A 13030-nucleotide genomic window follows, 5' to 3' on the forward strand; every position below is an offset into this window, starting at 1 on the left:
CGGGCTTCATTTCTTTCCTCTTTCATTCCACCGCGCCCCTCGCCGCGCCCCCCGCATGACCGACGCTTCCACCGCCACCCCGAAGACGAACGCGCGCCCGCCCCGGCGCCAGCAACTGGACATGGCCGATCAGCTGAAGCAGCTGCAGGCCGGTCCCGATGCGGGCACGGGCGCCAGCGCGGAATCGCCCGCGCAGCCGCAGCAGCCACGCGAACCCCGTGAACCACGTGAACCCCGCCAGTCCCGCCCGCCCCGGCAGAACAACCAGGGCGGCGGCAACCAGCGCCCGCAGCGCCAGCAGCAGCAACCCCGCAATCAGGCAGCGCAAGGCCAGGGCCAGGCCCAGCCCCAGCGCACGCCGCGCAAGGTCAGCCCGGTGCTCGAACGGCTGTTCGAGCTGTACCCGCAGCTCTTCGGCGCGCGCTTCGTGCCGCTGAAGCTCGGCGTGTACGAAGAGCTGCTTGCGCGCCACCCGGAAGACTTCAAGGCCGAAGACCTGAAGATCGCCATGGGCCAGCACGCGCGCTCCACCCGCTACCTGGAGAGCGTGGCCGCCGGCCTGGCGCGCCACGACCTCGACGGCAACGCGCTCGACCCGGTCGCGCCCGAGCATGTGCACCACGCCATCCTGGAGCTGCACCGCCGCCGCTCGCAGCGCAACAACGGCGAAGACCTGCGCCCGCAGCTGGTGGCGCGCATCGCCAAGGCGGTCGAGGCCTCGGGCCTGGACCGCGAAGCCTATGCGGTGCTGGTGCGCTCGCGCGACGAGAACAACAACGCCGTGGTCGACGAAGCCCTGGCCGAACTCGCCCAGCAGGCGGCCAAGCGCGAAGCGCTGCTGCGCGCCTTCGAGGCCAGCGGCCGCAGCGAGCAGGAGTTCGCCGACATGTACGGCATGAAGCACGGCGACGTGACGCGCACCCTGCAGCGCGCCCGCGCCGACCGTGCAGCGCCTGTGGCAGCCAAGGCGCCGGAAGCGGCACCGGCGGCGACGCAGGCACCCACCGCGCAAGCAGCAGCGCCCGAAGCGCAAGCGGCTGCCGAGGCTGCTGAAACGCCCGCCGTATCGCAAGCGCCTGCCGCAGCCCCCGAAGCACCTGCCGCACCCGCCACGCCCGAAGCGCCCGCCGCAGACTGAGCAAGCCGCGCACGAAAAAAAACCGCCACAGCGATGTGGCGGTTTTTTTCATGGTGCGGCCGTCGTCGTCGCCGCCTCGCCGCTGCCCGCGGGCTCAGCGCGCGTTCTGCAGCGCCGCAATGCGCTCTTCGATCGGCGGGTGCGTGGCGAACAGCTTGCCCATGCTGCCGGTGATGCCCATGGCCTCCACCGCCTTCGGCAGTTCGCCGGCCGGCAGGCCGCCCAGGCGCGCGAGCGCGTTGATCATGGGCTGCTTCTGGCCCATGAGCGCGGCGGCGCCGGCGTCGGCGCGGAATTCGCGGTGGCGCGAGAACCAGGCCACCACCATCGCGGCGGCGAAGCCGAGCACGATGTCCAGCACGATGGTGCTCACGTAGTAGCCGATGCCCGGGCCCGACGAGCGGTCGTCGCCGCGGCGCAGGAAGCTGTCGACCGCATAGCCGATCACGCGCGACAGGAACACCACGAAGGTGTTCATCACGCCCTGGATCAGCGTCATGGTCACCATGTCGCCATTGGCGATGTGGGCCACCTCGTGGCCGATGACGGCCTCGACCTCTTCGCGCGTCATGCCCTGCAGCAGGCCGGTGGACACCGCCACCAGCGACGAGTTCTTGAATGCGCCAGTCGCGAAGGCGTTGGGCTCGCCCTCGAAGATGCCGACTTCGGGCATGCCGATGCCGGCCTTGTCGGCGAACTTGCGCACGGTGCCCACGATCCATGCCTCGTCGGGCGTCTGGGGGTTGTCGATCATGCGCAGGCCGCTGGTCCACTTGGCCATGGGCTTGCTGATGAGCAGCGAGATGATCGCGCCGCCGAAACCCATCACCAGCGCAAAGCCGAGCAGCGCGCCCAGGTTGAGCCCGTTGGCCGTGAGGAAGCGGTTCACGCCGAGCAGGCTGGCGACCACGCCCAGCACGGCAACGACCATCACATTGGTCAGGACGAACAGCAGGATACGTTTCAAGTTGAATTCTCCGTGGGGAAACTTGCCACCTAGATAAGGGCCCCTGGGCCCTCTTCAAGCCATGCGCGGCATGGAGGGCCCGGGTGTCGTGGTGCGTTGCAGGGCACTCCGCGCGGCGGCGGCAGGGAGAACCATGATAGGAGCAAAAGTTGCGGCGCCCGGGTATTCCCCGCTGCCGCAAAGGCCTGTAGCCCCCTCAGAAAAGGCCCGTCGCGCCCGGTGCCGGGCGGGTGGCGATGTCGGCATGCAGCCGGCTGCGGCGGCGCATGCCCTGCGCGAAGCGCCACGCGAACAGCACGCCGTTGACCAGCACCAGCGCCAGCCCGAACAGCGCCCACAGCGTGTGCGCGCCGGCCGCCGCGGCCTGCGTGGCGTCGCGGTGCGGGTCGATGTGCAGGCGCACCGCGCCCGAGCCGTCCGTGTCGCTGGCCGTCACAAGCCCCGCAAGAACGAAGGGCTTCACGCCTTCGGGCGCGGCATTGCGCTGCAGGCGCGCCCAGCGGCCGAGCAGCGAATCGTCGCCGGTGTCCTCGCCGTCGACGGCCGCCGCGGCTTCGACCACGGCCGCATCTGCGTCGTCGGACACGATGGTGCCTTCCTCGTTCACCTGGCGTTGCACGCCGCCGATCGGCGCCGTGGACACCAGCACCACGCCGCCGCGGGCCGGCACGATGGCGGGACGCGCCGCCTCGATCTTCGCGGCGACCAGGCCGTCGACCGACTGCCGCACCGCGCGCTGCAGGGTGGCCAGCTGGCTGCGCGTCAGCACGAGGTCGGCGTTTTCCTTGTCCGGCGCCGCGCTCGCGGCCAGCGCCGCCCAGCTGCGGATCGGGGTGTCGGTGCCGTCCGTCTCCACCGAGGCTTCCACCGTGTTCACGATGGCCTGCTGCAGGTTGCGGCAGCCGCCCGGCGAGAGGCCTTCGCTGTCCTTGCAGGCCGCCTCCACCGTGGCCACGGTGCGATCGAACCGGCGCACGATCATCGGCACGTTCTCGCGCGCGCGGTAGGCGGCCAGCGGGTCGGCCCCCTGGCCCATCTGCATGCGCAGCATCGCCATGAGGCTGGCGGCAATGCCGTTTTCCGACGCGCGGATGAAATCGGGGCTGCCGAGCGCCACGATGCTTTCGGGGATCTTCAGCTCGGGCACCACGGGCGCCTGGCCGTTCCAGCGCACCTGGGTGCAGTCGACCACGGGCGCCGTGCGGTTGCCGTCGCCGTGGCCGCCCATGCCGATCTCGCAGCGGCCTTCGCCCTTCAGGCTCACCAGGCTGCCCCACTTGGGCGGCTGGGCGGCCAGCTGCGCGGCGTCGGTGTACGCCGGCGCTTCTTCATGCAGGACCGATTGCGCGACCAGCGCCAGGTCGCCGCGCAGGTCGGCGCGCGGATCGGGCAGCGACAGCGCCAACGCCGCCAGCGCAAGCAGCCCGACCAGCAGGTGCAGCAGATGGCGCCCCCAGTACGCGGGGCGGAAGCGCCGCCATTCGTCGGCCACCGACCACTTGTCGCCGAAGCTCACCGCGCTGCAGTCGCTGGCGCGAAGTTCGGCCTCGATCACCTCGCCATACGGCGTGGAAGGCGCATGCGCCCAGTGCGAAGGCAGTGCGACGCTGAGCTTGTCGCCGAGAAAAAGGCCCACGCGCTTGATCGCCACGTTGCCCGCGTTGACCACGGCAATCTCGTTGAGCATGCCGCGCACGCGGTTGACCTGTTGCGGATGGCGCTCGGCCGAGGTGCCGGAAGGCCGGCGCACGAAGAGCCACGCGGCGCACAGGCCCGCGATCAGCCCCGCGCCCAGCAGGTACGCCTGCGCGGCGCGCGTGGCGTCCCAGGTAGCGAGCCACAGCAGCGCGAACGCCAGCAGCCACACCAGCGCCGAGCCCCAGCCGCTGCCGCGTCCCACGCGGCTCTCGACTTCCTCGGGCGTCTCGGCGCGCTGGTTCAGGATGACGACCTCGCCGCGCTTGTAGCGCGCGTCCGGGTCGCTCGCCACAGAGGCGGCGGCGTCGGGCTCCACGTCGTCCAGGCTGGGCAGCGCGCCGGGCTCGCCGCGCTTCCATTGCGCGTCCTGCGCCTGCTGGCGCTGCGCGCGCTGGCGGCCTTCGAGCAGGTCGAAGCCGTTCACGCGGATCACCACCGCGCACTTCTTGCTCAACACCACCAGCGCCTCGTTGTACGCCTCGACGTACTCGATGGCGTCGTAGGGCAGCAGCACGTCGACGTCGCCGATGGTGTCGTGCTCGGTGGACGAGCCTTGCGACTGCAGGCCGTGCCGCAGGAAGGCGCCGCTGAGTTCGCGCACGTCGTCCTCGACGGTGAGGCCCTGCCCCATCAGGAACGGCTGCAGCGCGGACTTTTCTTCGTCGGTGATGCGGCGAAGCACCGGCCTGTCACGGAAGCCCTTCAGCGCGCTCTTGTTGCCGGAGCGGCGCGAGGCATAGACGATGAGGCTGTAGATCGCGTAAAGGATCAGCCCGACCTTGAGAACGATGATGACGGTGTCCATGTTTTTATTGACTCTCCTCTGATTGAAATTCTGGGCGACACCCCGAGACGCGGCGCGCGACCCAGCTGCGGGGCCCTGGGGCCGCGTGCACGAAGCGCTGCAAAAGCTAGGGGGTCGGCGTCTTCGGCAACGGCCGGAAGACCCGCGCGTCGGCGTAGAAGGACGCGGCCGCATTGTCCGCGCACCAGCCTGGCACGCCGAGCACCGGCAGGGGAACGAAAGGCTTCGTTTCCAGGCTTTTCGCATCGAGATTTCGCGCGATCGCGGCGTCGGCCTCGTCGGCCGCACCGCCGGGGGCGATGAACCCGCGCAGGTCGTGCGCCAGCAGCACGTGCGCGGTGATCGGCTTGCGCGGTGTCACGAGTTTCTCGAGCAGCGCGTGGCCGAACAGCAGCAGCCGCGCTTCGTTCCACAGCCCGCGCCGTGCGACGAACAGCGTGTGCCAGTCGCGTGCGACCAGGGCCTGCCACAGCGCGGGCGGCGCATCGAGCAGCGCACCGTTCTCGTCGAACAGCGTGAGCGCGTCGCGCAACGACCCGCGCACGTCGCCGACGCCCGCGCGCGCGATCTCGCCCGCCTGCAGCTCATTGAGGCGGCGCTTGGCCTGCGGAAAGGCGAGCCACACGAGGCCGTTGAACAGGTCGTGCAGGTTGTCGCGGGTGGGAACGGTGCGGGTCTGGAAGATATGCGCTTCGTAGGCCCGGCCCGCGGGCAGCGCGTGCTGGGCCACGAAGTCGGGCGCCGACGCCGGCCTGGCGCCTTGCAGCGCCGCGGCCACCGAGGTGTGCCGCGCGGCCTGCGCCACCGCTTCGCCGTGGGCGCGATAGGGCGCCAGCCAGGGCTGCGCCCAGTCGACGGCCGGCAGGCTCAAGAGGTGGAGGCGCCCGTCCAGCGGATGCGGTCGGGGTGCTGCATCACCACGAACTCCGCCGTGAGCTTGTCGAACAGCTTGAGCGAGCTGCCGTGCTTGCCGAGCAGGCCCGCGGCGCGCAGGGCCTGGGCCACGTCGTTGAGCTGCACGTCGGCGCCGCTGCGCAGGGCGGGCACGGCCTGCAGGATGAATTCCGCCGCCTCGGAGGTGGGCGGCTTCTGCGGCACCTGCGGCTTGGCGGCCTTGGCTGTCTTGCGCGCTGGCGTCTTGGCCGCGGCCTTGCGGGCAACCGGTGCAGGCGCTGACGCCGGGGCCGCCGGCGCTGCGGCCGCGCTGCTCGCGCGCGTCGTTCGTGTCTTTTTCGCGGGTGCCGACTTGGCCGCCGCCTTCTTCGCGGTCGCGGTGCGCACCGCGGGCTTCACGCCGTGGTGTTCCAGGTCGATGAACGCGTCGTAGATGCCGACCGTTTCCTCGCCCGTCTTGCCCTGCTGGCCGATGCCGCAGACGCGGCAGCCCTTTTCGCGCAGCCGGATCACCAGCGGCGCAAAGTCGGAGTCGGACGACACCAGCACCACCACGTCGGGCCGCTCGTCGATCACGAGGTCGATGGCGTCGACCGCAAGCGCGATGTCGGTGCTGTTCTTGCCTGTCGACAGGTTCACCATCGGGCGCACCTGCAGCCGCTTGAACATGGCCTGCCGGTTCACCGCCATCTCGGCGTTGCAGTAGGCGCGGCGCACGTGGATGGCGCCGTAGTCGTCCATCGTGCGCTGCACGGCCTGTTCGATCACGTCGGCCGAGACGTTGTCGGCGTCGATCAGCAGCATCACGCGCGGTGTCGGGGTCATGCGAGCTTCCAGTTGATCGTTTCGCCGCCGCGCAAGGGCTTGAGCGTGGCCTCGCCGTAGGGCACGGTCTCGGGCACGGTCCAGCTCTCGCGCTGGAGCGTGACGGTGTCGGTGTGGCGCGGCAGCTCGTAGAAGTCGGGGCCGTGGAAGCTCGCGAAGCCTTCGAGCTTGTCGAGCGCGTTCACGCTGTCGAAGGCCTCGGCGTACAGCTCGATGGCAGTCAGCGCGGTGTAGCAGCCCGCGCAGCCGAGCGCGTGTTCCTTCAGGTGCGCCGGGTGCGGCGCGCTGTCGGTGCCCAGGAAGAAGCGGTCGCTGCCGCTGGTGGCCGCCTCGACCAGCGCCACGCGGTGCGTCTCGCGCTTGAGCACGGGCAGGCAGTAGTAGTGCGGACGGATGCCGCCGGTGAAGATGGCGTTGCGGTTGTAAAGAAGGTGGTGCGCCGTGATGGTGGCGGCGGTGAAGCGGCCGGCGTCGCGCACGTAGTGGGCGCCTTCCTTCGTGGTCAGGTGCTCGAACACCACCTTCAGTTCGGGGAAGTCGCGGCGCAGCGGAATCATCACGCGGTCGACGAACACGGCCTCGCGGTCGAACAGGTCGATGGCGGGGTCGGTCACCTCGCCGTGCACCAGCAGCAGCAGGCCGTGCTTCTGCATGGCCTCGAGCGTCTTGTAGGTCTTGCGGATGTCGGTCACGCCGGCATCGCTGTTGGTGGTGGCGCCGGCCGGGTAGAGCTTGAGCGCACGCACACCGGCTTGCGCGGCCAGGGCGATTTCTTCGGGCGGCAGCTTGTCGGTGAGGTAGAGCGACATCACCGGCTCGAAGGCCACGCCCTCGGGCACGGCGGCGCGGATGCGGTCGCGGTAGGCCAGCGCCTGGGCGGCGGTGGTCACGGGCGGGCGCAGGTTGGGCATGATCAGCGCGCGGCCGAACTGGCGCGCGCTGTGGGGAACGACGGCTTCGAGGGCGGCGCCATCGCGCACGTGCAGGTGCCAGTCGTCGGGGCGGGTGATCGTGAGGGTGTCTGTCATGGCGGGGGCGATTGTCGCATCGGCCCCGCGGCGCGCGCGGCGCTGCTGCCCGCGTTGCACCCGGCCTTCGGCAGCGGCCGCTACCTCTGGAACACCCGGCAGGTGCGCGCCCCCGCGGCCTGCACCCACTTGAAGAAATTGACCGAACTGCGTGCGCCCTTCTTCGGCGGCCAGGGGTCGAGAACGCGCAGCGTGGTGCCGCGCCCGCTCGGGTCGCAGTCGCCGCGGATGCCCGCGACCACCACCGTGTGGCCAGGCCGGCCCACGCCTTGCGCATAACCCTTGGGGCCCCACAGCATGTCGAGCATGACCGGCCCCTCCTGCAGCGCGGCGCGCAGCGATGCGAGCGACCAGGGCGACGGCGCGCGCACCGTGAGGCCATGCGCCTGCGCGAAGCGCCAGTCGCCTTCCGTCCCGCCTTCGGCGCCCTCTTCGCGGGTGCCGCCGAAGGGGTGCAACGCGCCGTCGGTGGCCAGCAGGTCGCCGGGCGTGCGCGCCAGCACCGCCGCCACGGTGGAGCGGGTCATCATCGCGATGCCGGCGGCCCAGCACAGCGCGGGCTCCAGCGGCGGAATCAGCGCCACGGGATGCAGGATGGGCGCCTCGCGCTCGCCGTCGAACGCCACGTTCTGAGTGCACGGGCCGGCCTCGCCGTCTTCCACCAGCCAGTGCGCGGCCTGCAGCCGCAGCACGGCGGCGCGGGTGCGCGGGCCGTAGTCGCCGTCGATGGCCAGCGCGGGGCTGGGCGACAGCTTGCGGTTCAGCGCCTCCTGCAAGCGGCGCACGTCGGCGCCGCGCCAACCCTGTTTCAGCGTGATCATTGGGATTCCCTCTCCTGACGCTTGAATCGCGGACTCTGGAATAAGCGTGTTTGCATTGTCAAAACGCAGCCGCAGCGCGTCTATTCGCCGGATGGCGTAGCCGTCAGGTCATGTACGCAGCGGAACCGCCAACGGTTTCAGCGGCTGGCACATGTCGTGCTTGAGAGCTTCTCCTGAACCTTTCAGTCACCCATCCACCGGAGTTCCATGTGAAGCGTGCCGCCCCTGCCCTGTTCCTGAACCCCCTGGCCGCCTGCGCGGCACTCGCTGCGCTGATGCTGGCCGCGCCCGGCGCCATGGCGCAGGAGAAAACGCTGCGCATCGCCATGACGGCCGCCGACATTCCGCGCACGCTGGGCCAGCCCGACCAGGGGTTCGAGGGCAACCGCTTCACCGGCATCCCCATCTACGACTCGCTCACGCAGTGGGACCTGTCCAAGGCCGACGCGCCCAGCGTGCTCATTCCGGGCGTGGCCACCGCATGGGCGGTCGACGCCAAGGACAAGACCAAGTGGGTCTTCAAGCTGCGCCCCGGCGTCAAGTTCCACGACGGCTCGGCCCTCACCGCCGACGCCGTGGTGTGGAACGTGCAGAAGGTGCTCGACAAGGACGCCCCGCAGTTCGACCCCAGCCAGGTCGGCGTGACGGCCTCGCGCATGCCCACGCTCAAGTCGGCCCGCAAGATCGACGACCTGACCGTGGAGCTCACCACCAGCGAGCCCGACGCCTTCCTGCCGATCAACCTGTCGAACCTGTTCATGGCCTCGCCCGCGCACTGGCAGAAGAAGTTCGACGCCGCCGCCGGCGCCACGCCTGCCGACAAGGCCAAGGCCGCCTGGACCGCCTTCGCCGCCGACCCCTCGGGCTCGGGCCCGTTCAAGGTCACGCGCTTCGTGGCGCGCGAGCGTCTGGAGCTCGCCGCCAACAAGACGTACTGGGACGCCAGGCGCGTGCCCAAGATCGACAAGGTCGTGATGATCCCCATGCCCGAGGCCAACGCGCGCACCGCCGCGCTGCTCGGCGGGCAGGTCGACTGGATCGAGGCGCCCTCGCCCGACGCCATGGCACAGATCACGCAGCGCGGCTTCAAGGTCTATTCGAACGCGCAGCCGCACGTGTGGCCGTGGCAGCTGTCGTTCGCCGAAGGCTCGCCCTGGCTCGACAAGCGCGTGCGCCAGGCCGCCAACCTGTGCATCGACCGCGGCGGCATGAAGCAGCTGCTGGGCGGCATGATGGCCGAGCCCAAGGGCACCGTGCCGCCGGGCCACCCGTGGTTCGGCAAGCCGACCTTCGACATCAGGTACGACGTGAAGGCCGCGCAGGCCCTCATGACGCAGGCCGGCTACTCGGCGGCCAAGCCGATCAAGGTGAAGGTGCAGATTTCTGCCTCGGGCTCGGGCCAGATGCAGCCGCTGCCCATGAACGAGTTCGCCCAGCAGTCGCTCAAGCAGTGCTACTTCGACGTGCAGTTCGACGTGATCGAATGGAACACGCTGTTCACCAACTGGCGCAAGGGCGCAAAGGACCCGTCGGCCAACGGCGCCAACGCGGTCAACATCAGCTTCGCGGCCATGGACCCGTTCTTCGCGATGGTGCGCTTCGTAAGCACCAAGGCCTTTCCGCCGGTGTCGAACAACTGGGGCTACTACGGCAACCCCGAAGTCGACAAGCTGGTGGCCGACGCACGCACCAGCTTCGACGACAAGGCGCGCGACGCCGCGCTCGCCAAGCTGCACACGCACATCGTGGACGACGCGCCCTTCGTGTGGATCGCGCACGACGTGGGTCCGCGCGCCATGTCGGCCAAGGTCAAGAACGTGGTGCAGCCCAAGAGCTGGTTCATCGACATCGCGACCATGACGATGGACTGAGCGCCTCGTCCAGCCAGCCCACCCGCCAGCCATTCCAGACGATGTTCGCCTACCTCCTGCGCCGCGTGCTCTACGCCGTGCCGATCATGATCGGCGTGGCCCTCGTGTGCTTCCTGCTCGTGCACATCGCGCCGGGCGACCCGCTGGTGTCGATCCTGCCGCCCGACGCCTCGGCCGAGCTGCAGGCGCAGCTGCGCGAGCTCTACGGCTTCAACCGCTCGCTGCCCGAGCAGTTCGCCATGTGGTTGTGGCGCGCGCTGCACGGCGACCTGGGCACCTCCATCGCCAGCAACCGCGCGGTGGCCGGCGAGGTGTTCACCGCCGTGGGCAACACGCTGCGGCTGGCGGTGGTGGCCACCTTCATCGGCTTCGTGCTGGGCTGCCTGTTCGGCTTCGTGGCGGGCTACTTCCGCGGTTCGTGGGTCGACCGCCTGGCCTCGATGTTCTCGGTGCTGGGCGTGAGCGTGCCGCACTACTGGCTGGGCATGGTGATGGTCATCGTGTTCTCGTCGCAGCTCATGTGGCTGCCGGCCACGGGCGCGGGGCCCGGCGGCTCGGGCGAGTGGGCCTGGAACTGGGAGCACCTGCAGTTCCTGGTGTTGCCGGCGCTCACCATGTCGGTGATTCCCATGGGCATCATCGCGCGCACGGTGCGTGCGCTGGTGGCCGACATCCTCGACCAGGAGTTCATCGTCGGGCTGCGCGCCAAGGGGCTCACGCACGTGGGCGTGTTCCGCCACATGGTGAAGAACGCGGCGCCCACGGCGCTGGCGGTGATGGGCCTGCAGCTGGGCTACCTGCTCGGCGGCTCCATCCTCATCGAGACCGTGTTCTCCTGGCCTGGCACCGGCTTCCTGCTGAACTCGGCCATCTTCCAGCGCGACCTGCCGCTGCTGCAGGGCACGATCCTGGTGCTGGCGCTGTTCTTCGTGCTGCTCAACCTGCTGGTCGACGTGCTGCAGACCCTGCTCGACCCGCGCATCGCGCGCGCCTGAAGAAGACAAAGACACCCCAAAGACACACCCCATGTCCACCGTGCTCGCTTCTTCTACTTCCTCCTCTTCCACGCCCGAGCCGCTGCCGATGCAGCGCTCGCGCGGCTACTGGGCCTCGGTGTGGCTGCGCCTGCGGCGCGACCCGGTGGCCGTGGGCGCGGCCGTCGTGGTGCTGCTGCTGGTCGCGCTGGCGCTGTTCGGCCCGTGGCTCGCGCCGTCCGACCCCTACCAGGCGTCGATGCTCAAGCGCCTCAAACCCATCGGCACCGAGGGCCTGCCCCTGGGCAGCGACGAGCTGGGCCGCGACATGCTCTCGCGGTTGATCGTGGGCGCGCGGCTGTCGCTGTTCATCGGCATCACGCCGGTGCTGTGCGCCTTCGTGCTGGGCACGGTGATCGGCATCGTCGCGGGCTATGCGGGCGGCATCGTCAACACGCTCATCATGCGCACCATCGACGTGTTCTACGCCTTCCCGTCGGTGCTGCTGGCGATTGCGCTGTCGGGCACGCTGGGCGCGGGGGTGGTCAATTCGCTGATCTCGCTGACCATCGTGTTCATTCCGCAGATCGCGCGCGTGGCCGAGAGCGTGACCACGCAGGTGCGCACGCGCGACTACGTGGAGGCCGCGCGTGCCTCGGGCGCCAACCCCTTCACCATCGTGCGGGTGCATGTGCTGGGCAATGTGCTGGGCCCGATCTTCGTGTACGCCACGAGCCTGATCGCGGTGTCGATGATCCTGGCCTCGGGCCTGTCGTTCCTGGGCCTGGGCGTGAAGCCGCCCGAACCCGAATGGGGCCTGATGCTCAACACGCTGCGCACCGCGATCTATGTGCAGCCGTGGGTGGCGGCGCTGCCGGGGGCGATGATCTTCATCACCTCGATCTCCTTCAACATCCTGTCCGATGGCCTGCGCTCGGCGATGGACAACAAGGGCTGAAGCCATGGATGCACTGAAAGACATCGGCGGCCCGGCCCAGCCGCTGCTCACGGTCACGGGCCTGGTCAAGCACTTCCCGCTGAAGAAAGATCCGCTAGGACGCGGCGGCGGCGTGGTGCGCGCCGTGGACGGCGTGGACTTCGAAGTGCTCAAGGGCGAAACGCTCGGCGTGGTCGGCGAATCGGGCTGCGGCAAGTCGACCACCGCGCGCCTGTTGATGCAGCTCATCGAGCCCACACGCGGCGAGGTGGTCTTCGACGGGCGCGAGGTCGGCAGCCGCGACCTGCCGCTCAAGGAGTTTCGCCGCCAGGTGCAGATGGTGTTCCAGGACAGCTACGCCTCGCTCAACCCGCGCCTCACCATCGAAGACTCCATCGCCTTCGGCCCGCAGGTGCACGGCGTGTCGCGGCGCGAATCGGTGGCTCGGGCGCGCGACCTGCTGGCGCGCGTGGGCCTGGCGCCCCAGCGCTTTGCCGAACGCTATCCGCACGAACTGTCCGGCGGCCAGCGACAGCGCGTGAACATCGCGCGCGCGCTGGCGCTGCAGCCGCGCATGGTCATCCTCGACGAAGCCGTGTCCGCGCTCGACAAGTCCGTGGAGGCCCAGGTCATCAACCTGCTGCTCGACCTGAAGGCCGAGTTCGGCCTGACCTACGTGTTCATCAGCCACGACCTCAACGTGGTGCGCTACGTGAGCGACCGCGTCATGGTGATGTACCTGGGCCAGGTGGCGGAGATCGGCCCGTCCGACGCGCTGTACGAGGCGCCCGCGCACCCCTACACGCGCGCGCTGCTGTCCTCCATGCCGTCGATGGACCCCGACCACCGCACCGAAGAGGCGGCGCTCGCGGGCGATCCGCCGAACCCCATCAACCCGCCCTCGGGCTGCCGCTTTCATCCGCGCTGCGCGCTCGCCGCGCCGGTGTGCAGCCGCGTGGTGCCCGAGCGCATCGCCACCGGTGCGCAGCATGCGGTGAGCTGCCTGATCCACGAGGCGGGCAGCGGCCATCCGATGGCCCCCACGCTCCAGAGGAAGGCCGCATGAGCGCAA

General features: G+C 69.9%; 11 protein-coding genes. 5 read left to right on the forward strand and 6 right to left on the reverse strand.

Translation table 11 applies throughout. The features are described from left to right. Nucleotides 1–55: 55 nt before the first annotated feature. A complete protein-coding gene (locus AC1DJH_RS20610) occupies nt 56–1138 on the forward strand; it encodes a ProQ/FinO family protein (RefSeq protein ID WP_478186969.1) in 1083 nt (360 codons plus the stop codon). A 94-nt stretch (nt 1139–1232) separates the two neighbouring features. Here AC1DJH_RS20610 and htpX read toward each other — a convergent pair whose 3' ends face one another. The 6 genes from htpX to AC1DJH_RS20640 form a co-directional block, all read right to left on the reverse strand. Beyond that, the gene (htpX, locus tag AC1DJH_RS20615) at nt 1233–2105 is read right to left on the reverse strand and encodes a protease HtpX (RefSeq protein WP_435486285.1); all 873 of its coding nucleotides are present in this window, start codon (nt 2103–2105) and stop codon (nt 1233–1235) included. 196 nt (nt 2106–2301) lie between these two features. Then, nucleotides 2302–4608: an IgaA/UmoB family intracellular growth attenuator gene (locus AC1DJH_RS20620; RefSeq protein WP_478186970.1), complete on the reverse strand. Its 2307-nt coding sequence runs from the start codon at nt 4606–4608 to the stop codon at nt 2302–2304. Between the two features lie 106 nt (nt 4609–4714). Next, nucleotides 4715–5479 carry a DUF3025 domain-containing protein gene (locus AC1DJH_RS20625; protein ID WP_478186971.1) on the reverse strand — a complete coding sequence of 255 codons (765 nt, stop codon included), beginning with the start codon at nt 5477–5479 and terminating at the stop codon, nt 4715–4717. After that, entirely contained in the window at nt 5476–6327 is an 852-nt protein-coding gene (locus AC1DJH_RS20630) for an NYN domain-containing protein (RefSeq protein ID WP_472125470.1), read from the reverse strand. The genes AC1DJH_RS20625 and AC1DJH_RS20630 overlap by 4 nt, the downstream gene beginning before the upstream one ends. Continuing rightward, nucleotides 6324–7355, reverse strand: coding sequence for a dihydroorotase (gene pyrC / locus AC1DJH_RS20635; RefSeq protein WP_478186972.1), 1032 nt, complete (start codon nt 7353–7355; stop codon nt 6324–6326). The genes AC1DJH_RS20630 and pyrC overlap by 4 nt, the downstream gene beginning before the upstream one ends. Before the next feature lie 80 nt (nt 7356–7435). Next, complete coding sequence (locus AC1DJH_RS20640) at nt 7436–8176, reverse strand: peptidoglycan-binding protein (protein WP_478186973.1); 741 nt, start codon at nt 8174–8176, stop codon at nt 7436–7438. Between the two features lie 209 nt (nt 8177–8385). On the opposite strand from AC1DJH_RS20640, the gene AC1DJH_RS20645 reads away from it, so the two are divergent. From AC1DJH_RS20645 to AC1DJH_RS20660, 4 genes are read left to right on the forward strand one after another with little or no spacing between them, the layout of a single operon-like run. Then, on the forward strand, nt 8386–10047 hold the full coding sequence (locus AC1DJH_RS20645) for an ABC transporter substrate-binding protein (protein WP_478186974.1): 1662 nt from the start codon (nt 8386–8388) through the stop codon (nt 10045–10047). Between the two features lie 41 nt (nt 10048–10088). Further along, entirely contained in the window at nt 10089–11042 is a 954-nt protein-coding gene (locus tag AC1DJH_RS20650; protein WP_435437995.1) for an ABC transporter permease, read from the forward strand. A 31-nt stretch (nt 11043–11073) separates the two neighbouring features. Beyond that, nucleotides 11074–11979, forward strand: a complete 906-nt coding sequence (locus AC1DJH_RS20655) for an ABC transporter permease (RefSeq protein WP_478186975.1) — start codon at nt 11074–11076, stop codon at nt 11977–11979. A gap of 4 nt (nt 11980–11983) precedes the next feature. Continuing rightward, a complete protein-coding gene (locus tag AC1DJH_RS20660; RefSeq protein ID WP_478186976.1) occupies nt 11984–13024 on the forward strand; it encodes an ABC transporter ATP-binding protein in 1041 nt (346 codons plus the stop codon). Nucleotides 13025–13030 lie beyond the last annotated feature (6 nt).

This window comes from Variovorax sp. 10N412 (assembly GCF_056394985.1).

What these genes read in the sequence shown, in the direction of transcription:
- AC1DJH_RS20610 (WP_478186969.1), top strand. Translation starts at nt 56, where the DNA reads ATGACCGACGCTTCCACCGCCACCCCGAAGACGAACGCGCGCCCGCCC.
- AC1DJH_RS20620 (WP_478186970.1), bottom strand. Translation starts at nt 4,608, where the DNA reads ATGGACACCGTCATCATCGTTCTCAAGGTCGGGCTGATCCTTTACGCG.
- AC1DJH_RS20630 (WP_472125470.1), bottom strand. Translation starts at nt 6,327, where the DNA reads ATGACCCCGACACCGCGCGTGATGCTGCTGATCGACGCCGACAACGTC.
- pyrC (WP_478186972.1), bottom strand. Translation starts at nt 7,355, where the DNA reads ATGACAGACACCCTCACGATCACCCGCCCCGACGACTGGCACCTGCAC.
- AC1DJH_RS20640 (WP_478186973.1), bottom strand. Translation starts at nt 8,176, where the DNA reads ATGATCACGCTGAAACAGGGTTGGCGCGGCGCCGACGTGCGCCGCTTG.
- AC1DJH_RS20650 (WP_435437995.1), top strand. Translation starts at nt 10,089, where the DNA reads ATGTTCGCCTACCTCCTGCGCCGCGTGCTCTACGCCGTGCCGATCATG.
- AC1DJH_RS20655 (WP_478186975.1), top strand. Translation starts at nt 11,074, where the DNA reads ATGTCCACCGTGCTCGCTTCTTCTACTTCCTCCTCTTCCACGCCCGAG.
- AC1DJH_RS20660 (WP_478186976.1), top strand. Translation starts at nt 11,984, where the DNA reads ATGGATGCACTGAAAGACATCGGCGGCCCGGCCCAGCCGCTGCTCACG.